At 69.8% G+C, this 22,221-nt stretch carries 16 protein-coding genes and 4 pseudogenes; 11 read left to right on the top strand and 9 right to left on the bottom strand.

Annotation, left to right across the window (positions count from 1 at the left end):
- Positions 1–264: 264 nt before the first annotated feature.
- The 3 genes and pseudogenes from ABD335_RS15445 to ABD335_RS15435 form a co-directional block, all read left to right on the top strand.
- A complete protein-coding gene (locus tag ABD335_RS15445; RefSeq protein ID WP_344323125.1) occupies positions 265–1,140 on the top strand; it encodes an IS5 family transposase in 876 nt (291 codons plus the stop codon).
- Between the two features lie 65 nt (positions 1,141–1,205).
- Positions 1,206–2,469: pseudogene (locus ABD335_RS15440) on the top strand (IS701 family transposase).
- A 109-nt stretch (positions 2,470–2,578) separates the two neighbouring features.
- Positions 2,579–4,629 (top strand): annotated as a pseudogene (locus tag ABD335_RS15435) (helicase associated domain-containing protein); the annotation flags it as partial.
- A 357-nt stretch (positions 4,630–4,986) separates the two neighbouring features.
- On the opposite strand, the gene ABD335_RS15430 reads toward ABD335_RS15435, so the two are convergent.
- A complete protein-coding gene (locus tag ABD335_RS15430) occupies positions 4,987–6,372 on the bottom strand; it encodes a hypothetical protein (RefSeq protein ID WP_344323123.1) in 1,386 nt (461 codons plus the stop codon).
- Positions 6,373–6,746: 374 nt separating this feature from the next.
- Here ABD335_RS15430 and istA point away from each other — a divergent pair.
- Together istA and istB are read left to right on the top strand one after the other, a co-directional pair.
- A pseudogene (gene istA, locus ABD335_RS15425) lies at positions 6,747–8,371 on the top strand (IS21 family transposase).
- Positions 8,368–9,165: an IS21-like element helper ATPase IstB gene (gene istB, locus ABD335_RS15420; RefSeq protein ID WP_344323121.1), complete on the top strand. Its 798-nt coding sequence runs from the start codon at positions 8,368–8,370 to the stop codon at positions 9,163–9,165. The pseudogene istA and the gene istB overlap by 4 nt, the downstream one beginning before the upstream one ends.
- 57 nt (positions 9,166–9,222) lie before the next feature.
- Here the strand turns inward: istB and ABD335_RS15415 are convergent, their stop codons facing one another.
- Entirely contained in the window at positions 9,223–9,519 is a 297-nt protein-coding gene (locus ABD335_RS15415) for a hypothetical protein (protein ID WP_344323119.1), read from the bottom strand.
- Between the two features lie 525 nt (positions 9,520–10,044).
- Positions 10,045–10,227, bottom strand: coding sequence for a hypothetical protein (locus ABD335_RS15410; protein WP_344323117.1), 183 nt, complete (start codon positions 10,225–10,227; stop codon positions 10,045–10,047).
- 84 nt (positions 10,228–10,311) lie between these two features.
- Between ABD335_RS15410 and ABD335_RS15405 the strand changes: the two genes are divergently transcribed.
- The 3 genes from ABD335_RS15405 to ABD335_RS15395 all read left to right on the top strand — a co-directional run bounded on the left by ABD335_RS15405 (position 10,312) and on the right by ABD335_RS15395 (position 12,018).
- Complete coding sequence (locus ABD335_RS15405) at positions 10,312–10,872, top strand: helix-turn-helix domain-containing protein (protein ID WP_344323116.1); 561 nt, start codon at positions 10,312–10,314, stop codon at positions 10,870–10,872.
- A 166-nt stretch (positions 10,873–11,038) separates the two neighbouring features.
- Positions 11,039–11,644 carry a hypothetical protein gene (locus ABD335_RS15400; RefSeq protein WP_344323113.1) on the top strand — a complete coding sequence of 202 codons (606 nt, stop codon included), beginning with the start codon at positions 11,039–11,041 and terminating at the stop codon, positions 11,642–11,644.
- Positions 11,641–12,018, top strand: a complete 378-nt coding sequence (locus tag ABD335_RS15395; RefSeq protein ID WP_344323111.1) for a peptidase inhibitor family I36 protein — start codon at positions 11,641–11,643, stop codon at positions 12,016–12,018. The genes ABD335_RS15400 and ABD335_RS15395 overlap by 4 nt, the downstream gene beginning before the upstream one ends.
- Positions 12,019–12,132: 114 nt before the next feature.
- Here the strand turns inward: ABD335_RS15395 and ABD335_RS15390 are convergent, their stop codons facing one another.
- Together ABD335_RS15390 and ABD335_RS15385 are read right to left on the bottom strand one after the other, a co-directional pair.
- Positions 12,133–12,513: a hypothetical protein gene (locus ABD335_RS15390; protein WP_344323109.1), complete on the bottom strand. Its 381-nt coding sequence runs from the start codon at positions 12,511–12,513 to the stop codon at positions 12,133–12,135.
- Between the two features lie 550 nt (positions 12,514–13,063).
- Positions 13,064–13,195: a hypothetical protein gene (locus tag ABD335_RS15385; protein ID WP_344323108.1), complete on the bottom strand. Its 132-nt coding sequence runs from the start codon at positions 13,193–13,195 to the stop codon at positions 13,064–13,066.
- Between the two features lie 912 nt (positions 13,196–14,107).
- Between ABD335_RS15385 and ABD335_RS15380 the strand changes: the two genes are divergently transcribed.
- Positions 14,108–15,661 carry a carboxylesterase/lipase family protein gene (locus ABD335_RS15380; protein ID WP_344323106.1) on the top strand — a complete coding sequence of 518 codons (1,554 nt, stop codon included), beginning with the start codon at positions 14,108–14,110 and terminating at the stop codon, positions 15,659–15,661.
- Between the two features lie 79 nt (positions 15,662–15,740).
- A pseudogene (locus ABD335_RS30815) lies at positions 15,741–15,947 on the top strand (transposase); the annotation flags it as partial.
- Here the strand turns inward: ABD335_RS30815 and ABD335_RS15375 are convergent.
- Positions 15,883–17,151 carry a relaxase domain-containing protein gene (locus ABD335_RS15375; protein ID WP_344323104.1) on the bottom strand — a complete coding sequence of 423 codons (1,269 nt, stop codon included), beginning with the start codon at positions 17,149–17,151 and terminating at the stop codon, positions 15,883–15,885. The pseudogene ABD335_RS30815 and the gene ABD335_RS15375 sit on opposite strands and share 65 nt — an antisense overlap.
- A 660-nt stretch (positions 17,152–17,811) precedes the next feature.
- On the opposite strand from ABD335_RS15375, the gene ABD335_RS15370 reads away from it, so the two are divergent.
- Complete coding sequence (locus ABD335_RS15370) at positions 17,812–19,014, top strand: IS110 family RNA-guided transposase (RefSeq protein ID WP_344323101.1); 1,203 nt, start codon at positions 17,812–17,814, stop codon at positions 19,012–19,014.
- A 622-nt stretch (positions 19,015–19,636) separates the two neighbouring features.
- On the opposite strand, the gene ABD335_RS15360 is transcribed toward ABD335_RS15370, so the two are convergent.
- From ABD335_RS15360 to ABD335_RS15350, 3 genes are all read right to left on the bottom strand, one after another.
- The gene (locus ABD335_RS15360; RefSeq protein WP_344323100.1) at positions 19,637–20,191 is read right to left on the bottom strand and encodes an RICIN domain-containing protein; all 555 of its coding nucleotides are present in this window, start codon (positions 20,189–20,191) and stop codon (positions 19,637–19,639) included.
- A gap of 294 nt (positions 20,192–20,485) precedes the next feature.
- Complete coding sequence (locus tag ABD335_RS15355) at positions 20,486–20,812, bottom strand: peptidase inhibitor family I36 protein (RefSeq protein ID WP_344323098.1); 327 nt, start codon at positions 20,810–20,812, stop codon at positions 20,486–20,488.
- Between the two features lie 140 nt (positions 20,813–20,952).
- Complete coding sequence (locus ABD335_RS15350) at positions 20,953–21,630, bottom strand: hypothetical protein (protein ID WP_344323096.1); 678 nt, start codon at positions 21,628–21,630, stop codon at positions 20,953–20,955.
- Between the last annotated feature and the right edge of the window lie 591 nt (positions 21,631–22,221).

Below are 22,221 nucleotides of genomic sequence, written 5' to 3'. Positions count from 1 at the left end.
GGTTCCACCGGTATCACGCTCTGTGTCGGCATCGGGTTCGCTCCCGCCCTGGACGGCATCGACCCGTTCCTCGTCAGTAGCTTCCTGGCCGTCGCCGGACTCGCCGCGGCCGGGTTCGTCGCCTGGCGGATCTCCCTGCCCACCGCGGTGACGGAGGAAACGCTCGGGTGATCTTGGGCAGGGCTGCGCCCGTCCGGCGGTCCGGCCGGGCGCAGCCCTGGAAACAACAGGTCCACGATCACCACCGGCCAAGCAGAAGGTCACGTGCCCGTCCTGCCTTCCTCCATCACCGACCCTCTGTGGGAGCAGTTCCACGCGTTGATCCCGCGCCGCCAGATCGTCCATCCGCTGGGCTGTCATCGACCCCGCGTCCCGGACAGGGTCGTGTTCGACAAGCTCCTGGCCCGGCTCGTGCTGGGCGGCACCTACCAGCAGCACGCCGACCACCAGGTCTCCGCGACCACGCTGCGGTCCCGGCGGGACGAGTGGATCGCCGCGGGAGTCATCGCCGCGGGAGTCTTCGAAGCCCTGCACCAGGCCGCGCTGGAGGCCTATGACCGGGCCATCGGCCTGGACCTGGACAACCTCGCCGTGGACGGGTGCATCGTGAAAGCCCCCGGCGGAGGGGAGAACACCGGCCCCTCGCCTGTGGACCGCGGGAAATCGGGGACCAAACGGTCGCTGCTGGTCGAAGGCGGCGGGCTCCCGATCGGGTGCGCGCTCGCCGGCGCCAACCGGCACGACTCGCCGCTGTTACGCCCCACCCTGGAGATCCTTGGGCGCTTCGGCTTCCATCTGCCCGACCGGATCACGGTGCACCTGGACTCGGGCTACGACTCGCGCGTGACCCGCAACCTGCTGACCGAACTGGGCTGCGGATGGCGGATCACCCCAAAGGGCACGTTCCTGCCGATCAACCACACCCACCGATGGGTTGTCGAACGGACGAACTCCTGGCACACACGGGGCTTCAAGTCGCCGGCGATCGTCACGGACCGGCGTGCGGTGGTGCAGGCCGCGTGGGTAGCGCTCGCCGGCGCGGTCATCGTGATCCGGCGTCTGATTCGCAAAGCATGGACGGCCTACCGATGGGACACACGGACCGCCCGCCGCCCGTGCCCTATCCGCGCGAACTCTTAGTAGGGCTTGGTCAGGTTCGCTCGCTGGTGGCGTGTCCGGTTGAGCGGCTGTGTCGTTGATCTGATGTGTTGGCTGGGGAGTTGGCCGCGGTCCGGTGTGATCTGGAGGACTTCGCGGCGGAGGTGTTCGAGTCGTTCGCCAGAGCGGACCAGCGTCGGTGGGGCGGGGTCTATCTGCGAGGGCTGCTGCTGGACGGACGGCGCAAATCGGTGGAGCCGATGGCCGCCCGGCTGGGCGAGGACGGCAACCGTCAGGCGCTGGCGCACTTCATCACCTCCAGTCCGTGGGACGCGGCGCACGTGCGGGCCCGGCTGGTGTGGAAGATGGCTCCGGTGATCAAACCGGCCGCTTTGATCATCGACGACACCGGGTTCCCCAAGGACGGCGACGCGTCGGCGTGTGTGTCGCGGCAGTACACCGGCACCGCGGGCAAGGTCACCAACTGCCAGGCGGGCGTGTCTTTGCACCTGGCCTCGGACACCGTCTCGGCGGCCGTCGACTGGCGGCTGTTCCTCCCCCCAAGCTGGGATCCGGCCTCGCCGCAGGCCGATCCGGCCAAGGTGGCCCGCCGCAGGTCCTGCGGCATCCCCGAGGATGTCGGGCATGTGGAGAAGTGGCAGCCGGCCCTGGACATGATCGACGAGACCCGCTCGTGGGGTATCCAGGTGCCGCTGGCCGTCGCGGACGCCGGATACGGCGACGCGGCGGCCTTCCGCTTGGGCCTGACCGCGCGGCCTGCACTACGTGGTCGGGATCTCCACCACCCTGTCGGCCCAACCCGGCGACGCGGTGCCGGTGTGCGAGCCGTACTCCGGAACCGGGCGACCACCGGTGCCGAAGTACCCCACCTCTGCCCGGTCGGTGAAAGAACTGGTCATCGCGGCGGGCCGGAAGGCGGCGAGGCCGGTGCAGTGGCGCCAGGGCTCCCGGCCCGGTACCGGCCGCTCCGGCTTCCAGCGCATGTACTCCCGGTTCATGGCGCTGCGGATCCGGCCGGCCGGACGCGAGATCCGCAAGGCCGCCGGCGGTCCGGAGCTGCCCGCGTGCCGGCTGCTGGCCGAGTGGCCCGCCACCGCGCCCGAGCCGGTCCAGTTCTGGCTGTCCGACTTGCCCGAGGACACTCCGCTGACCACCCTGGTGCGGATGGCCAAGCTCCGCCGGCGGATCGAGCACGACTACCGGGAGATGAAGCAGGCCCTGGGGCTGGCTCACTTCGAGGGCCGGACCTGGAGCGGCTGGCACCACCACGTCACCCTCGTCTCCGCCGCGCATGCCTTCTGCACCCTGCAACGGCTGGCTCGCTCCCCAAAAGAGACGGCGCCGGCCTGAGCCTCTACCGGCTCGTCCGCGAGCTGCAGACCCTGCTCGCGGTCTGGACCGGCGCCTGCCCGACCTGTCATCGCGACATACCAGCACCGATACCGACCTGACCAAGCCCTACCTCACCGCCACCCCCCGCATCCTCGCCGCGGCACGGCCGCAGAAGGACAGGGACGGGAAGGAGGTGGAGATCGCCTCCATGACCTCCGACCCGGACGGCCCGTACGGCGAATGGATTTTCGAGCTCGGGCTCTCGGAGAGCATCGAGCGGGGCATCCTCGCGGGTTTTGAGATCGACGTGCTGGAGATCCACGACCCCTCCCCCGTCCTCGGGGAATCGGAGGAAGCACAGCGGGGCCGGCGCCTGGCGCTGCTGCAGACCGCCCTGCTGGAACACGCCGCGGCCCACAACCTCAAGACCGTCATGGTCTTCCACCAGCGGGTGGAGGAGGCCGCCGCGTTCGCGGAGCAGCTGCCGAAGACGGCGGCCGAGCTGTACGCCATCGAGGCCTCGGCGGGGGATCTGGCGGCCGCGGAGAAGCTGCCGGCCTCGTCGATCGGCGCGGAGTTCTACGACCTGGAGCCCGGGCGTCACGTGCCGCCGGAGCGGGTGTGGGCCGCGTGGCTGTGCGGCGACCACCTGGTGGCCGAGCGGCGCGAGGTGATCCGCCAGTTCGCGAACGGCGTCGACGCCAACAACCGGCGGGTGCACCGGGCGTTTCTGGGCAGCGTTCGCGTGCTCGGCGAAGGCGTCGACATCGTGGGTACCCGCGGTGTCGAGGCGGTCTGCTTCGCTGACACCCGCGCCTCCCAGGTGGAGATCGTGCAGAACATCGGCCGCGCGCTGCGCCCGAACCCGGACGGCACCGCGAAGACCGCCAGGATCATCGTCCCCGTCTTCCTCACCCCGGGTGAGGACCCCAGCGACATGGTCGCCTCCGCCAGTTTTGCACCCCTGGTCGCCGTCTTGCAGGGCCTACGCTCGCACGACGAGCGCCTGATCGAGCGCTCGCCTCCCGCGCCCTGTCCCGCAGCCGGCATGAGCGTCGCGTGCACGTGCGGCGGGACGAGGAGGGCCGGATCATCGGTGCCCGCACCGGCGGCGAGGGCCAGGACCACGAGGACGGAGATGACGGCGCGGCCGAGCCGGCGCTGCTGCACTTCTCCACCCCCAAGGACGCGGCCACCATCGCCGCGTTTCTGCGCACGCGGGTGTATCGGCCCGAATCGCTGGTGTGGCTGGAGGGTTACCAGGCCCTCCAGCGGTGGCGGGACGAGAACGGCATCACCGGGCTGTATGCCGTCCCGTATGACGTCGAGGTCGAAGTAGGGGCGACCGAGGCATTTCCGCTGGGGCGATGGGTGCCCCAGCAGCGGAAGGCGCTGCGGGTCGGACAGCTCGACGACCACCGCAGACAGCTGCTGGACGAGGCCGGGATGGTGTGGGAGCCGGGTGAAGAAGCCTGGGAGAACAAACTCGCGGTGCTGCGCTCCTACCGGCGCGTCCACGCCCACCTGGCCCCCCGGCAGGACGCGGTGTGGGACGACACCGACGGCCGGTCGGTGGCGATCGGACAGCTCATGGCCAACCTGAGACGGAAAGGCGGCCTCGGCAAGGACCCCGAACGCGCGAAGACCCGGGCGGAGCAGCTGCGGGCCATCGCCCCGGACTGGAACTGTCCGTGGCCGCTGAACTGGCAGCGGCACTACCGCGTCCTCGCCGACCTCGTCGACGCCGACGGACCCGGCATCCTTGATGAGATCCGGCCCGGCGTCATGGTCGACGGCGACGACCTGGGCACATGGCTCCAGCGACAGCAAAGAGACTGGAACCTGCTATCCGCCGAACAGCGGGAACGCCTCGCCCGACTGGGCCTGAAACCCGCCCAGCAGCCCACCCCCACCCCGGTCGGGAAGGACGCGGCCAAGAAGGCGGGGAAGCCGTCAGCCGCCTTCCAGCGCGGCATCGCAGCCCTGGCCCAGTACATCGCCCGCGAGGGCCACCACCGCGTCCCCAGGAGCCACGCCGAGGAGATCGCGATGGAGGGCGAGGGTGCGCCGGTGGTCGTAAAGCTGGGCGTGTGGATCTCGAACACCAAGAGCCGCCGCGACAAGCTCACCCAAGAGCAGTTGAACGCGCTGCGGGAGCTGGGCATGGAGTGGGCGTGACACTTCTCGCCGACAGGTCGTTGAGCCGGTCGGACACCCCAGCACACACAGAGAAACCCGGGAAAGGCCGGTGCTCCCCGCTCCCCGCGAGACCGCCCACCCCGGCCCAAGCGCCGCTCAGACGGTGATCCCACCCGCCGCGCCCCAGCCGCCGAAGAAGTCGGCCAGGGCGCGGCGCTGTTCTTCCTCGCGGGCGCGTTGTACCTCTTCGCACCGAGTGAAGGGCTTCGGCTGTCCGGGTGCGAGGCGGTCGGAGGACGCGGGCGGTGGTCGGGCCGCGCTCGGCCGACCGGTGCGACCGTCTCACTGTTCTCCCCGGCAGGACCGCCGGGGCGCGGGGCGTGGGGCCGGCGGTGCTCAGCCGTCTTGTGTGCTCTTCGCGGAGGGCGGCAGGGTCAGATCGAGCAGGGTGTCGATGGTCTCGCCGTCCAGCTCGCTGTCGAGATGCAAGGAGCGTCGGATGAGGCGGCCGACCTCCTGGAGAGGCAGGGCAAAGCGGATACGGGCAAGCAGGCAAATCTCGCCGAAGAGCCCGGACGTGGCGCCCGGGTCCCGCTGGATGTACCAGTCGAGGAGCTTCACCACGTCGGTTCTGATGTCCCCCAGAGAGGGCTCGACTTTCCTCCACTCCCGGGCGTTTTCGACGTCTTGGGCGAGGCCGCCGAGGACGGCCTCGATCAGAGTCGTGCGCAGCGCTGTGATGGGGAAGAGGCTGTCGGTGCCTTCGGTGAGGGCGACCGCCGGCCACCAGGCGAGGGTGGCGGCGGTCTCCTCGGTGTGGCTCCCGCCGGTGAGCGCGAAGCGTCGCTTGCCGCTCCTGCTGTCCTCGAGGCTGTGGCGGATGATCTCGGTCAGGCGGGTGTGGTCGGCGACGAGTCCGCGGGGGTGGGCGGTGCCGAAGGTGGTGGTGGCGGCGAGGAGGGCCTTGGGCCCGTGCATGCTGTGGTGCTGTTCGGCCCAGTCCCGGGCGACGGGCTCCGACCAGCGCGGGCCGTCGGATGCCTCGGCCTGGGGAGCGGGCAGGTCGCGGGCTCCGTACTTCGGGTGCGGCAGATCGTCCGGGGCGATGTTCGCGATCTTCGCCAGCCCGGCCCGGTCGACCAGGCGGGCCGGCTCGAGTTCCGGGGCCCGCAGGTCGACGACGCACCGATCGAGCGGCCGGGAGTCCTGCGGGCGCCGCTGGGCCCACAGGGCGAGGTGGTCACGCCAGTTGGGCAGCGGCTCCTTCGAAGCGGTGAAGTCGGCGATCTTTGCGATCCAGGCCTTGTCCGGTGTGCCGGGGCGGGCCAGGAGGTCCGCAGCGGTGATGGTGATGGCGTCGTCGACCAGGCGGGGGTCGAACCGTTCGAAGGCGCGGTCCACCACCTGGCCGGGCCGGTGCCAGGCGGTGCCGTCCCACCAGTAGCCGCCGTGCCGGTAGAGGAATCCGCTGCGCCCGTACACCCAGTGGTGGTGGAGGGAGGCCAAGTCCGAGTCGTGGATCAGCAGCACGGTGCGGCCGTGTTCGGGGTGGTGGTGGACGGCCCAGGCGTAGGCGGGGTTCTTCGGTTCGGTGGTGAACGCCACCCAGCCGCCGTCGGGTAAGGAGTCGGTGCGGCCCCACAGGCCTGCGCCCTGGTTCCGGCCGGTGCGCTCGATCGCGTCCGGGTTGTCCAGGGGCAGTCGCTCGTCGTTGATGAACGGCAGGCCCGGAACAGGATGATCGGTGCGCAGGCCGTTGGCGACCGGATGGACCTGACTCACGACGGCTTCTCCTCTACAGGGGTTGGGTCCTCGCGCTGTGTGCCGGGGTGCTCCTCTCATCCCTGCGGCGCGGCAAGCGTCGTCAAACCCGGATCACGGACGGCAGCCGTCAGGCGCGGCCTTGTTGGGGCGGCGCCGACCGACCGCTGTCTTCTCCACAGGCTGGCTTGGCCGCCTTTCCGCGCAAGCGGAGCCGAACTCGTCTGCGGACACGGGGTGTTGGCTTTATTCACGAGTCGTGACGGCGGTTGTACATGGGTTTGGGAGGCGCCCAGATCCACGGTCGGGTGATGTTCACGAGTTTTGTCAGCACCGAGGTACTTGCCAGGACAGCATCGGGGTGTTTCCGGTGAAAGGTCCTGGTCATGCCGCAGATGTCGAAGGTCGAGCTGTACGCGGCGATCCGGCGGGGCCACCGGGCCGGCATGACGATGCGGGAGCTGGAGCGCAAGTACAACGTCGGCTGGCGGACGGTCCGCAAGGCTCTGAACAATGCGTGGCCGGAGCCGCGCAAGCCGCTGCCGCCGCGGCCGTCGGCGCTGGATCCGTACAAGGCGGTGATCGACGGGATCCTGAGGGCGGACCTGGATGCGCCGCGCAAGCAGCGGCATACGGTCACGAGGATCTTCCATCGGCTGGTCGAGGAACACGGCGCGAACGTGTCGTATCCGATGGTCAGGCGCTACGTCGCCGACCGGAAGCCGCAGATCGCGGTGGAGGCGGGCAAGGCGCCCATCGAGGCGTTCGTCCCCCAGACCCACCCGCCCGGCATGGAGGCGGAGGTCGACTTCGGCGATGTGGCCGTGCGGCTCGCCGGCGAGCTGGTGACCTGCTACCTGTTCTCCTTCCGCCTGTCGTATTCGGGCAAGGCCGCGTCCACCGGGTCTTCGCCTCCGCCGGCCAGGAAGCCTTCTTCGAGGGCCACGTGCACGCGCTGCGGGTGCTGGGCGGTGTCCCGCGGGGCCGGATCCGTTACGACAACCTCAAGGCCGCCGTCGCTCAGGTGCTGGGGCTGAGCCGGGCGAGGGTGGAGACCGACCGGTGGATCGCCTTCCGGTCGCACTTCGGCATCGAGAGCTTCTACTACCGTCCGGGCATCGACGGCGCCCACGAGAAGGGCGGGGTCGAGGGACAGATCGGCTACTTCCGCCGCAACCACTTCACCCCGGTACCAGAGGTTTCCTCGCTGGCGGAGCTGAACGAGATGGTCGAGCAGTGGGACCTGCACGACGGCCGGCGCCGGATTGGCTCGCGGCCGCGGACCATCGACGAGTACTTCGCCGTCGAACAGCCACTGTTGCTGCCGCTGCCGGATGAGCCGTTCGAGACCGGGCGGGTGTTCACCCCCAGGGTCGACCGCTACAGCCAGATCACTGTCCGCACCAACCGCTACTCGGTGCCCGTCCGCTTGATCGGCAAGCGGGTCCGCGTCGTGCTGCACGCTTCTCACCTGGTGGTTTACGACCAGCATGTGGAAGTTGCCCGGCATGAGCGGCTGATCGCCAAGGCCGGCTGCCGCCTGAAGCTGGACCACTACCTCGAAGCCCTGATCCGCAAGCCGGGCACCTTCCCCGGCTCAACCGCTCTCGAACAGGCCCGCTCGGCAGGCAAGTTCACGCCCGTCCACGACGCCTGGTGGGACCAGGCCCGCAAGGTCCACGGCGAGCGGGACGGCACCCGGGCCCTGATCGAGGTGCTTCTGCTGGGCCGGCACATCCCGCACGAGCACCTCGTCGCCGGGCTGGCCACGGCCCTGCGGGCCGGGGCCCTGACCGCGGACGCGGTCGCGCTGGAGGCCCGCAAGGCCGCCCAGGCCGAGGACGAACCGCCCGTCACCGGTCCGGGACAGACTCCAGGAAACGTGACGTTTCTGCACGAATGGCGTCTTGCCCACCTGCCGCCGGACACCAGGCCGCTGCCTTCGGTGACCCCCTATGACCAGTTGCTCCGACGTCGTCGCGCCAGCGGCGGTGACCACCGAGAGGGAGAAGCCCAGTGACCCTGCCCCGCCGGCGAGGCTTGACCGAGCAGGCCGCCGACGCCGCGATCGACTCCGCCTGCCGCCTGCTGCGGCTTCCGTCGATCCGCAACGAGTTCGCCGACATCGCCGACCGGGCGATGAAGGACCAGATGACCTACCGCGGCTTCCTGGCCGAACTGCTGATGGCCGAGTGTGACGACCGGGCCCGCCGCCGCTCGGAGCGGCGGATCAAGGCGGCCGGATTCCCGAAGGAGAAGTCGCTGCGGACCTTCGACTTCGACGCCAATCCCAACATCGACCCGGCCACCATCCACACCCTCGCCTCCTGCGAGTGGATCAAGAAGGGGCAGCCGCTCTGTCTGATCGGCGACTCCGGCACCGGCAAGTCCCACATGCTCATCGCCCTCGGGACGGAGGCGGCGATGAAGGGCTACCGCGTCCGCTACACGCTGGCGACAAAGCTGGTCAACGAGCTGGTCGAGGCCGCCGACGAGAAGCAGCTGAACAAGACCATCGCCCGCTACGGCCGCGTCGACCTGCTCTGCATCGACGAGCTCGGCTACATGGAACTGGACCGGCACGGCGCCGAACTGCTCTTCCAGGTGCTGACCGAGCGCGAGGAGAAGAACAGCGTCGCCATCGCCTCCAACGAGTCCTTCGGCGGCTGGACCAAGACGTTCACCGATCCCCGGCTCTGCGCGGCCATCGTGGACCGCCTGACCTTCAACGGCACGATCATCGAGACCGGCACCGACTCCTACCGGCTCGCCTCCACCCGGGCCCGGGCCGAACAACCAGCCAAGGCCGTCTGACGGCTACCTCTCAACCCGCCACCCTTCACAGGTGGCGGGGCGCCGACCAGTCGGTTGTCACTGGCCGAGGGCACCGTTCTGCTCCAAGCTGTCCATGAACTGCTCGTGCACCCTCAGCTCACGCCCTCTGCCTGGGCTCGTCAAAACGATGGTCTTCGCCTCCGCGAGCGACGTGGGACCCGCCCCAAGCAGTTCACGCGTGATCACCACCGCATCAAGCACCTCGACCCGGCGCTCACTCAGCAGCCGCTGCACGGCAGCCATCCCGCCGTCCCCTGCCAACAGCGGCCGGCACTCGTCGACGAGCACTTCAAGGCGGGCCGTCCTCTCCGGGCTCAGCCCTCTGATCGCCATCGCGCTGTTCCTTCCCTCGCGGATCCGAACTCCTCCCGATCATCCCGGACGCTCGGACATCAGCTGCCTTCATTTCTCGTGAACATCAGCGAGCCAGTGGATCACCAACTGCCTCCCAGACTGATGGACAAACGCTGCCGCTTGAAGTGAACGAAGCCAGGGTGTTCGTGGCCGTAGACCAGACTGGCTTCTTTCATGTGTAGTGGTGGACAAAGCCAGGGTGTGGAATGGGCGTGACACCACCACCGGCCGGTCATGGAACCGGCCGGACACGGTGCGCGGCATGAAGGCCTCGGGCGAGGACGCGCCCGGGGCCTTCATGCCGCGGCCTCCGCTAACCGAGCAGGGATCGGCCCAGCTCCGCTGAGCCAGGCACCGCAAGGCCCCGCAGGGGATGCTCTACCGGATCCATGTGAGACAGAGGCGGTGGGACCGGCGGTGGCGGGGCCCCGGGTCGGCGTGGTGCGCCCACGCGCGGCAGGGGTCGCGAGGCGTCTCCTCAGTACTGCCGGACCCCGGGGTGGTTCAGGACAGGATCTCGGCGAGGGCTGCGGTCGCTGCGGCGGCGAGGGTGAGGGTCGCGGCGAAGGCGGCAGCGGCCCGGGCCAGGGCGGCGGGGTAGGTGGCGCCGTCCAGGCGGGCGAGCTTGCCCGCGCCGGCGGCGGCCAGCAGCGCGGCGGTGAGCAGGACAACGGCGAGACCGGGCACGGCAGGCTCCTGACGGATCGGTGGGAACGATGCTGTGACCGAAGGTGCCGGAAGTGCTGTGCGCCATGGTCCGGCCGGGCGAAGATGAACACCGGCGAACACACCGAAACACACCAGGGCTCGGGGGCGCGTGCACCAGGGCAGGGGCAGGGGGAGCGTGAGACGGCGCTGGCCGAACTCCGCGAGAGGCTGGCCGACGGGCTGGCCCGTGCCCGGCTGACCAAGACCCAGCTCGCCCAGCGGGCGAAGCTGGGCCGCACGACCGTGCAGCAGGCCTTCCAGCAGGACGCGCCCGTGCCGTCGGCCGGAACGGTCGCGGCCCTGGCGCGCGTGCTGCGCCTGCCGGAGAAGGAGCTGCTGGAGCTGCGGCGGACCGCCACCGGAGAGGCTGGCCTGCCCGGCTCCGGGGCGGACCAGGGGCCGGGCCGGCCAATTGGCCAGTGGGATCCGCACGACCTGGAGGTCCACCCCGCCGGGCCCACCCCCGGCCCCGGCCCGGCATCGCAGCGCGTACTGCCCGGCTACGTGCGGCGGGACCACGACCGGGCCCTGGACCAGGCGGTGCAAGACGCCGCGGAGGGCCGCAGCCGACTGCTGGTCCTGGTCGGCACGTCCTCCATCACGGGCAAGACAGGGCACCGGTGATCGCGACGAGCACTGCCTCGGTGGTGTCCCGGCGGCGCAGTTGGCGAGTCGACTGCATTACGTCAGTGGTCAACTCGGCTGCCCTCCGTGTCCTCGACGCCGCGCGGTCGTTTGACATGGTGTGACGATCAACGTTCCGTCGCTGCGGGCCGCGAGACGGACCGTGGTGGCCGTCGCGCTGACGGTGCTGCTCGCCGCGGCGTGTACGGCACGGCCGCGAGCGGCGCTGCCTGCCTCGGAGCAGGGCCGCACTGATCTGATCGCGGCCGCTCAGCAGATCCTGGTGAACCAGTGTCTGAAGGCTCGTGGCGCCGCCGGGCCGCCGCCGCGGCAGGAGGTGCTGTTCGGGACGGGGCCTGCCGAGTTGTCGGTCACGCTCGCCACCGGTTACACCGTCCGTGCGCACACCGACGGTTGCCTGGCCGAGGCCCACCGCCACCTCTACGGCGAGCAGGAACGCTGGTTCCGCGCCCAGGTCGCCGTCAACAACCTGCGCCCCGAGGCCCAGGCCCGGCTTCGGGAGGATCCCGCCTACCGGGCCGCGCTGGCCCGCCGAGCCGCCTGCGACGACCACGACACCGGATGCATCCGGGCAAGCGGCCTTCAGCGCCTGCGGGACCGCCTGGAGCCAGTCCGGCTCGCACAGGTCCGCGCCGCACACCGCGACGACATCGAAACCTACAACCGCCTGCGCGACCGCGCAGTGCAGCGCGCGGCCGGCCTCCTGGCCGCCCGCCCCACCCCCTACCGGAAAGGCAACCCGCCCTCATGACCCTCAGCAGGCTCCTGACCTCCGCTGCTGCGGCCTTCCTCGCCCTCACCGGCAGCCTCGCCGCGGCCGCGCCGGCCGGCGCGGCCGACTGCCCGTCCGGCCAGTTCTGCGCCTGGGAACATCGCGACTTCCAGGGCCAGCGGGCGAACTGGCACGGTGACGACGGCTGGTGGGAGGGGTACATCGCCGACGCCGACTCCTCTTGGGCCAACCACGGCATCGCGGGGCCGGGGATCCCTGCCTTCGTGCAGGTCTTCGAAGACGCCTGGCAGGGCGGGGACATGACCATCTGCCTCGCCCCCGGCCAGGAAGTCCACTGGAACGGCGTGGCCAACGACCGCGGTGACTCCCACCGATGGGCCCACGGCTGCTGAGAGGCGACGCGCTGCCTGGGGTCCTGCCATCCTCCGGCAGGACCCCAGGCGGTAAACGGCCGGCCCACTCCACGACGGCCGGTCGTCGTGAAGACCAGCCCGTACCGAAAGCGCCTAGTGGTAGGAGGGGGGCTGGACGAAGACCACCTGCTGCCGGCCGGACCTGGTCTGCGGCGACGCCTCCGGCCCGCTGGAAGGCGTGTGGGCTACGAAGGAAATGACAGGGGTGATACGGGCGTACTGGTCACCGACGACGACGTAGTAGTCGCCGGGGCTTCCCGGCACCGGCACGACGGCGTCGGCCTGAACCTCACGCTTGCCCTGCAGCAGATCATCGGTGTGCGGGCCGTGAGGGTCCTGGCGCCAGCCGGTCCCTTCTCCCTCCCCCAACATGATCAGTCCCTCCTGGTCCTGCCCGGACACTGGTTCGTTGTTCTCCGCGGCCATGGGCCTGCCCTTCCCTCGCCGGATGACGTGCGCGGTGGTGCCGGCCATGCGCACCTTGTCTGCTGTTCGACCACCGTCGTAGGCTCTACGGCCCCGAGCCTAGTTCCCCAGGCCAGACACCCCTCAGACGGGCATCACCGTTCACCCGGACGGCTTACAGGGGACTCGCGCTGTGCCGGCATCACCCCTGGGTCGGGCCTCTGGACTGGAGAGGGCCGGTGCACGGCGATCGACGCGCTGCCTCACGCCGACAGCCTGCGCCCGGCCGGTCCCGCACGGCGCCGTCGTGGAGATCGCGGTCGACGGCGAGACCGAGCCCGTGACGGGGCGTGGGGGTCTCGAACATCACGAGCCGCCGCACCGCTGAGGGCATGATGCTCCGCGCCGAACCGGGGCCCTCTTCTTTTGACGGGACCCGGCGGCGTGCTGCTGAGCGCGCGACAGTGGAGTCGACCGTGACGACCCAGTCCAGGCCGCCTTCCGCGTCGGCCTGGGCGAGCGGCGCGGTGACGACCTTCTCCCAGGTGCCGTCGGCGGCCCACTTCCGCAGTCGGTTATGGACGCCCTTCCATGAAACGAAGTGCTCTGGCAGATTTATTCAGGGTGTCCTGGTGCGGTACGTGAACGCGATCGCGTCGATCATCTCACGGTGATGGGGGCAGACGGCGTCGATCTTCTCCTCGTTGCTGTTCGCCGACCCCGCCTTCGCCGTGATGAGTTTCCTGGCCATCGGCGTGCCGTCGCGGGGGCTGGAGACAGTGCCCGAACGGGAGTGGGTCCTGGCTGGCAGCGACACATCCGCGAGATCGAGACCGGCTGCCCGACGGCCCGGCAAGCGGCGGGGCGTCCCGCGGCCCACCTACGACCTGCCGCGCAGGTCGATGGCCGAGCGGAAGCAGGTCAAGGCCGGCGAACGTCGCGGGTCGGCCGGGCCGCCATGCGCCGCCCCAGCCCTTGCCGACCTGACGCAACCGGGTCCGCTCCCAGCGAGCTCGTCTATGCACCCGTCGGTATCGGGCCGGTCGAGCCGGCCTGCGTCGCCGGCTCCCGCTGGGCGATCGGGGGTGCTTGCAGGCCGCGAACGGGTATGGCCCCGATGAGTACGAGGTCCGTCCGCTACATCGGCCGGTACCGGCAGATCACCCGGGTCATGCTCGCTCGCGCTGTCCTGACCTCACTCGCCGCCCAGGCCGAAGAGGCCGCCGAGGGAGCTGCAGAAACGGATCAGCCCTCGTCCCGATCACCGTGGTGGAAATCAGGCGCCTGCTGGACGTTCTCCTGTCACATCCCCAACCTCACCAGGACAGACGCCTGCATCCCTGAGCTGGTCCCGCTGGCGCAGACGCCACCAGGCCACGGCCCGCTGCCGCCACTGCCGAAGAAAACCAGTTCAGAGCACGATCCAACTGGAGTAGTGGTAGTTGTGGCGGATCCTCGCAGGGATGGCCGTGTGATGGCCACTCAAACCGTCGCGACATCATGGCAAACCAGTCAACCGACAACACACTCGATTACTTTCTGTCATCAAGTGTTACAGTGTGTACAGGGCGGGGTAAGTTGCCAGGGCCCCGGTCGGGCTGCGGCCGGGGCCGCTGCACGGGGATGACCCCGGCGCGCGTCATGTCCCGCCCGAAGGAGTCGAGTGTCCGAGCTGAACACCGTCGAAGTCGAGACCGCCCACGGCAAGGTATCTGGGCTGGTGAGCGAAGACGGCGCCCGTTTTCTGGGCATCCCCTATGCCGCCGCTCCCAGCGGTGATCTCCTCTTCGCCGCCCCTGTGGCGCCGGAGCCGTGGCTGGGTGTGCGCGCCGCCCACACCTTCGGCCCCACTGCGCCCAAGCCGCCACTGGGCGGCCGACTGGGAGAGATTACCTCCGACCCGGACATCGCGGGTAATGAGTGGCTGAACCTCAACGTCTGGACGCCCGACCCCGACGCGTCCGGGCTGCCGGTCCTGGTGTGGATCCACGGCGGTGGGTTCACAACTGGCTCCTCGGCCGTGCCCAGTTACGACGGCGCCACCTTCGCCCGCGACGGCCTGGTGTGTGTGAGCTTCAACTATCGCCTGGGTGTGTACGGCTTCGGCTACCTGCCGGATGCGCCCGCGCCGGCCAACCGCGGTCTGCTCGACCAGATCGCTGCCCTGACCTGGGTACGTGAGAACATCGCCCATTTCGGCGGCGACCCGGACAACGTCACCGTGGCCGGGGAGTCCGCCGGCGCGATGAGCATCCTCGCGCTCCTCTCCCGCGACGACGGCCTGTTTCACAAGGCGATCGTGCAGAGCGGCACCGCCCACCTCGGCCAGACCCCCACCGACGCAGGCAAGGTCCTCAAGGCCGTCGCCGACGAACTCGGCGTCGCGGCCACCGCTCAGGCCCTGGCCAACGTCGACACCAAGGAACTGCTCGAAGCGCAGAACACCGTAAGCGCCGCCATCAGCCAGAGCCCGGATGCCGTCAAATACGGCCCGAGCACCATGGCTTCCTGCGGTCTGTCCTTCGTGCCCGTCATCGACGGCGACGTGCTGCCCCGGCGCCCCATCGATGCCATCACCGACGGCGCAGGCAGCAGCATTCCTCTGCTGATGGGCACCACCACCGAGGAATTCCGCCTCTTCATCGTCACCACCGCACTGGTCGGCTGGAACCTCCCTGCCCTGTATAGCAAGCACCTGGCGGCCTACAGCGTTCCCGACGGCTCATGGGACGAATACAAAAAGGGCGACACCAATGCCTATCCCCGCAAATCCGCCTCCGGCGTGGCCTGTGCCCTCCTGAGCGACCGCATGTTCCGTATCCCCACCTACCGCGTCGCCGAAGCCCGCGCCACCGCCGGCACCGCACCTACCCACCTGTACGAATTCGGCTGGCGCTCCCCGGTCACCCCCAATGACCTGCAAGTCAAGGTCGGCGCCTGCCACAGCGTCAACCTACCTTTCGCTTGGGACACCCTCGCCCTGCCCGACAGCAAGAAGCTCACCGGCCCCAACCCGCCCCAGACCCTGGCCACCGCCCTCCACCAAGCCTGGGCCGACTTCGCCAAGACCGGGCAGGTCTCCTGGGCCTCCTACAACACCAGCAACCGCCCCGTCATGATCTACGCCCACAACAACAGCGCGTCCACCAACCAGGTCGTCGAAGATCCCCGCAAGAGTGAACGCGAATGGTGGGATGACCACCCCGCCACCAACTGACCGCGAGCGACACAGGCGCCGGCAGCACGACCATCCACACGGTGTCTGAGGCTGCTCCCTTGGAGTGGACACCCCGACAATGGATCTTGATGGTCCAGGGAGGGATGTCCAGGTGGGACGCCGGTCTCCGTACCCGGAGGAGTTCCAAAGGGACGCCGTCGCACTGTATCGCGCGGGCGGCGGCAAGCGCACGTACGCGGCCGTGGCCGCCGAGCCCGAGATCACCAGGGGAACACTGCACACATGGGTCCGCAAGGACACCGGGGCGAACGTGCCGGCAGTCCGGGGCAGGAGCGGCCCGGAAAGTCAGGCCGATGAGCTGGCCTGGCTGCGGAAGGAGAACGCCAGGCTGCTGAAAGCCGAGAAGGAGTGGCATCTGGAGCACGACATCCTGCGCCGGGCGGCCGCCTATTTCGCCAAGGCCGACGGTGTGCATGCTGCTGCTCCTGGTGCGCGTCCTTCCGCAGCGCGGCGAACCGCTGACCGGCGCGCCCGAGGTGGTGGAGCTGTTCGGCGGTCAGCTCCAAGGCCTCCAGGCTGGTGCGCAGCGCGTCCAGGTCGACGCCCCGACGGCAGGCCGTGCCCACCGGCGAGCCGCCGAGGCCGGTATCGAACAGGGCGAATTGTTCGGGCCGGACAGTCTGTCGGCGGGTGGCGCGGCGGGCGATGCGCGTCTGGGTCTGCACCACGGCGGCGGCGATGACCGCGCGGTCATGGCTCAGCGGCACCCGCGGGACCGCCCACTCCCCCACCGCCAGCGGCAGCCGGGACGCGGCCGGACCGGCCGAAGGGGGCCGGCCTGGAGCGGGAAGGGCGGCCGGCGGGCGCCGGGCGGGCGGAAAGTCGGACAGGGCCCAGCGGGCGGTGAACAGCCGGTACTCCGGTAGCGCGCCGCGCGCGGTGCGGACCTCGGTGATGTCCAGGCAGTACACGGCCAGCGCCGCATCCACGATCACCTCATCCAGGCCCGGCGCGCGGCGCCTGCCGCGCAGGACCAGGGCAAGGTGGCGGCGGGCCTCGGCCAGCAGGTGCCGGCGGTGGAACCACCCGCCGCCGTTCATCACGAACACCGTCGCGGCGACGTCCACGGCCGCCAGACCAACATCGACCACCGCCGGGACGCGGGCCCGGATCGCGCCCGCTGCGGCGCGGGCCCGCTCCAGCAGGAAGTCGACGAGGCCGGCACCGGCGGCCAGGAACGCGCGCGCACCGGTCTTCCACTCCTGGCGCAGCTGCGCCAGCGGCCGGGGCCGCGGCTTGGCGGGGCGGGTGGTGCGGGCGGCGATCCGGTTCAGTTTCATCCGGGCCCGCTCAGAGACCACCGGCAAGAACCGCGGGGCGCCGTCGTCACCGGTGGCGGTGGTGTACTCCAGCTCCAGCTCGGTGCGGCAGGCGGCGATCTGCGCGCCGCGGGTGGCGGTCCAGGCGATCAGCTCGTGCGGGATACCGGCGACCTCCATCACCGGGCGCCGCGCCCGGTTGCAGGCCATGCGCGCCCGTGCCCGGCATGCCTGGCCTGGCGGACGCGGCCGCTGCGGGAGACCTGAGGAGCACTCAAGACAATGGCCGGTGCGGGGTCTTCGGGCGGAGGCCGCGCACGGCTTGTGGCCTGGCCACCGAGGACGGGGCGAAAGGAGAGCGGTCCGCGCCGCCCCCCTCGGCGGCCGAGGATGCCGGGGGCGGCGCGGGTGGGCACCGCTCGCGGCCACTTCGCCGAGCCGGGGCAGCGGGGCGCCGAGCCGGGGCGGCGGGGATTTTCGGCCAGGTCGGCGGAATACGCCGGACGCGCCGGCGGAGGCCGGGCCATGATAGGGCGTCACTACATCGGTACGGGAGGTCACGTTGGGTGAACACAGGAAGCCGGATCCCGATCCGTCCCAGGGCAAGCCCCGTTATCCTCTTCGCGGTCCTGCAAGAGGGCCGCTGGCCTCCGGGCCCGGCATGACTGTTGCCCCCTGTCGAAGTCGATGACCTGGGGGGGTGTCACCGGGCCCGAGGGGTGCCGTCGGAGACGCTGATCAGAGGTCCGACCACCGCCCGGCCCGGCGCAATGCCCGGCTGCTTGCGGGCGGCAGGTCTGCATAACGTGGATGCGCGCGAACGACCCCACCGCCGAGGCCGGCACGTTCAACCCCCTGCGGAGGGGCGCTATGTTCGACACCGATGATGTGGGCGTGTTCCTCGGCCTGGACGTCGGCAAGCAGGCGCATCACGGCCATGGACTGACCCCGGCCGGGAAGAAGGTCCTCGACAAGCCTCTGCCCAACGGCGAACCGAAGCTGCGGGCCGTCTTCAACAAACTGATCACCAAGTTCGGCACCGTCTTGGTGGTCGTGGACCAGCCCGCCTCGATCGGCGCCCTGCCGCTGACCGTCGCCCGCGACGCCGGCTGCCAGGTCGCCTACCTGCCCGGACTGGCGATGCGCAGGATCGCCGACCTGTATCCGGGTGAGGCGAAGACCGACGCAAAGGACGCCGCAGTGATCGCGGACGCGGCCCGCACCATGCCGCACACCCTGCGTGCCCTGGATCTGACCGACGAGATCACCGCCGAGCTGACCGTGCTGGTCGGCTTCGACCAAGACCTGGCGGCCCAGGCCACCCGCACCTCCAACCGGATTCGCGGCCTGCTCACCCAGTTCCACCCCAGCCTCGAACGGGTCCTGGGCCCCCGCCTGGACCACCCGGCCGTCACCTGGCTGCCGGAGCGCTACGGCTCCCCGGCTGCATTGCGCAAAGCCGGCCGGCGCAAGCTCGTCGACCTCATCAGACCCAAGGCCCCGCGCATGGCCGCCCGGCTCGTCGACGACATCTTCGACGCCCTCGACGAACAGACTGTCATCGTTCCCGGGACCGGCACGCTCGGTGTCGTGATCCCCTCCCTGGCCCGAACCCTGGCCGCTGTCCACGACCAACGCCGAGCCCTGGAGGCCCAGATCAAGACCCTGTTGGAGGCCCACCCTCTTTCCCCGGTCCTGACCTCGATGCCCGGCATCGGCGTCAGGACCGCGGCAGTCCTCCTGGTCACCGTCGGCGACGGCAGCTCGTTCCCGAGCGCCGCCCACCTGGCCTCCTACGCCAGCCTCGCCCCCGCGACCAGGCAGTCCGGAAGCTCGATCCACGGCGAACACGCCCCCAGGGGCGGGAACCGGCAGCTCAAACGCGCGATGTTCCTCTCCGCGTTCGCGACCCTGCACGATCCCGCCTCCCGCACCTACTACGACCGCTGCCGGGCCCGCGGCAAGACCCACACCCAAGCCCTCCTCCGCCTGGCCCGCCACCGCATCAGCGTGCTGTTCGCCATGCTCCGCGACGGAACCTTCTACGAGCCGAGGCCCCCTCGACTCGCTTGACGAAACACATAGAGGCACCCCGGGGAACTCCGACAGCCGGGTGCCCGACCCTCCTCCGCCCGCCGGCACCCACCGGCGGTAACGCCGTGGACATCGCAGATCGTCTGCGGGCGCTGGCCACGGCGGTGCGGTGGCCGGTCGAGTCGCCGTGGATCCGCCCGGCGTGCTGGAGACCTGCCCGCGGCACCGCGACGGTGGAGTCGACGTTGGGATCCCAGGTGATCCGCCTCCAGGTGCCGCTCCAGGGACTTCCCCCGGCCTCCGTGCGGACCGTCACCCACAGAGAGACCGGCCGCGGCTACGGACTCACCGTCGCTGAACCTTTTCCATCCTCACCCTGAGCTGGCCAGACGAAGAGCGAGGACAGCCTGAACGAGTTTGGTGGCCCGCATGGTCGAGCACCGCAGTTCGGGAAGGAGCCACCAGGCCTTGAGGGTAGCCACCGCCCGTCCCCGGTCTGGCCGCTGGGGGCGTAGCTGTGGGCCGGGCCAACCAGGGTGGTGCCACCGGAGGCGGCGGTGATCGCGGAGGTTACGGGCGGGACGGAACGCGGTGGTGACCGGGGCCGGCCTGCCTGGGCCCCGGTCACCGCTCGTCAGGCGCTGGCGTCCCCGGGAGGGGGTCAGGCCGGGCGGTTGCGGAAGACCTGGTTGAGGTAGTCGCCCGCGGGTGAGAGGACCAGGTACTGGTCGTTGTGGCTGGGGGCGGTGACGGGGGTGACGGCCAGGGAGGTGTCGTTGTAGGGGCGCAGGGTGAAGCCGCCGGCGATGCCGGTGTCGGTGGCGTACAGGTGCCACCACTGTTGCTTGTTGGTGGCCGAGCAGGTCTTGGTGGAGATCACCTGGCGGCTCTCCACGCTGGCGGGCTGCAGGCAGATGTCGTCGCCTCCCACGTTCTTGATGAGGAACGTGGTGGTGTCGTTCACGGCCTGATAGGTCCACTTCTCGGTGTCGTGGATGACACCGTTGTGGTCCTCCCAGATGTCCACGTACGTCGTGGGGTTCCGGGCGAAGCCGTTGGGCGTGATGTGCTCCCCGGTCTGGGTGTGGTCGATAAAAACCTCCTGGCCGGTGGGAACGGGCACGGGCGGAGCCGAGACTGCCGCGGTGGGCAGCAGAGCGATCAGGCCGGCCAGCACGGCGGGACCCAGAAGGCGGAAGACAGTCGTCTTGGTCATGAACGTTTCTCCTTGTGGTCGCCGGATAACGGCATCGGCCATTCTCGGCTTCGCTCCTGGACCACTCGGTGCAGAATGCTTTGTTCATCACCTGAACTGATGTATGGGGACCGCGCGCTCTGTTGTGCGCGGGTTTCTCCGTGCTACTTAGGGGGCTGAATGTGCCCGGCTCAGGGGGTGAGGCGTCTCTCGCCGCATTCATGAACCGGGTCGTAGGAGACTCGCCCATCCCGTTGTGCCGCCGCCCAGCGTCTCTCGGGCGGCGGCACATGAGGGGAGGGATCCTGTGACGGCTCAGTCCGTGCAGTCGAAGTACCTGTACCAGAAGTGGGAGTCGCCGCTGTCGTTGGCCCAGGCGTCATAGGAGATCTCGTCGCCGGGCGCCAGGCAGAGGGTCATTCCTCCTGACTCGCCCGCACTCGCCCACACGCCGACGAAGGAGTAGGAACCTGGGATGCCGTTGTTTTCCCAGGAGGAGTCCTCATCGGCGATGTTGCTCTCCCACCAGTGGTCGTTGCCGCTCCAGTTGAAGCGCTGACCCCCGAAGTTGGCGTCGGTCCAGGCACAGAAGTCGCCGTAGTTGCAGTCCGGGGCCGCATGGGCGGATCCTGGCAGGGCCATGACGGCCGCCAGGGCCAGACTGCCGGCCGCGGCAAAGGATGCCAGGGTCTTTCGCATGATGTGTTTCCCTTCGGTCCGCGTTGCACAGAGCTGCCGGAACGACTGCTTCGCCCCGGTCAGGAGTTCGTGGGTGCCGCTGGTCAGGGCAGGAGACGCAGTTCCTCCGCCTTCCGCAAGGCGGCCTGTTGCAGATCTCGGTACTCATCGATCCGAGCGCGGTGCTCCCGGGTGATCTGCGCTGTGTAGCGCTCGGTGATCACGGACAGGCCCGAGGATCGCGCACAGGAGACGTCGGTACGCTTGGCGGCCTTGCTCGGGGGCTTGGCCCGCAGTTCGAGCTGTTCCCGGGCCGAGTACCCAGCGTGCTTCATGCAGGAGGACCACGCTGTCTTCGCCTCGGCGAACCGGGGATCCCCTGAAGCCTTCTTGTTCGCCTCGGCCGGAATGTTGTTGACGATCGTCGAGACCCGGAACCAGCGGGCGAAATCGTCGTACAGCTTCCGCTGCGCCTCGTAGCGGCAGCCGGACGTGCTCCGGCTGACGGTGTAGCCGGTGGCGAGACGGACGGATACGGACTTGGCGTTTGCGGGGCCGTTGAGCGCATGGTCGAACTGCTGCTGCCGCTCTCTGGGGAGCTCCCTGATCGCTTGGTGGTCGACGGAGGGAAACCCTCTTGACTTGAGACAGCGTTCGAGCAGTACGCGTTCCGCGTCCAACAGGGCCGAGGCATTGTGCCGAGGAGTTGCCCTGATCGATCCTCCCGGATGTGAACCGACGAACGTGATCGCAAGCAGCGCACCCGCGGATACCAGGACCATGCTCGACACGATGTGTTTTCGGCGCATCCCAGGTCCTTTTCGTATGCGGATTCGCGCTGCCGGTCCCTCACGGTCCCTTTTCGTCGACTGGTCGCTGATCAGACGCTTCCCTCCCTCTGGTTCGGCCCTGCACTGCAGCTTGCCAACCAGCGGGGAAATCCGCGCCCCTTTTCGGTCTGGGCCGAAACCCGGTGGTACGGGCCACGACGGTGTGGCTGCATGAGGCGCGCGGCGGGCCGTGTCCAGCCGCGTCTACCCGTACTCGTCCTTCCGTCGCACCGCTGAGGGGGCAAGTCCGCGCGCCTGTTCGGCGGCCTGCTGTTGGAGCCGTTGAGCGGCTGGTCGGCACTACGAGGGAGGACGGTCGCCTGTGTCTCTGCGGTGCGGGACTTGGCGGGTGTCATCGCGGACGCCGCCTACCGGATGCCTGCCGCTTTCGGCGCGGCCGGCGCCGCGCCGACGCACCACCGACTGGCGGGGAGCCCACCTGGATGATCGCCACCGCGGTCCTGGCCCTGGTCCGCGAGCCGGCCAGGGTAAGCACGGCCGTTCCAAGGCATCCCAGTTTGCCCGGTGAGCCGCTGGCCGTTC

The organism is Streptomyces macrosporus, from assembly GCF_039533145.1.
Classification (GTDB): Bacteria; Actinomycetota; Actinomycetes; order Streptomycetales; family Streptomycetaceae; genus Streptomyces; species Streptomyces macrosporus.
This window is presented reverse-complemented; position numbering and strand designations above follow the sequence as displayed.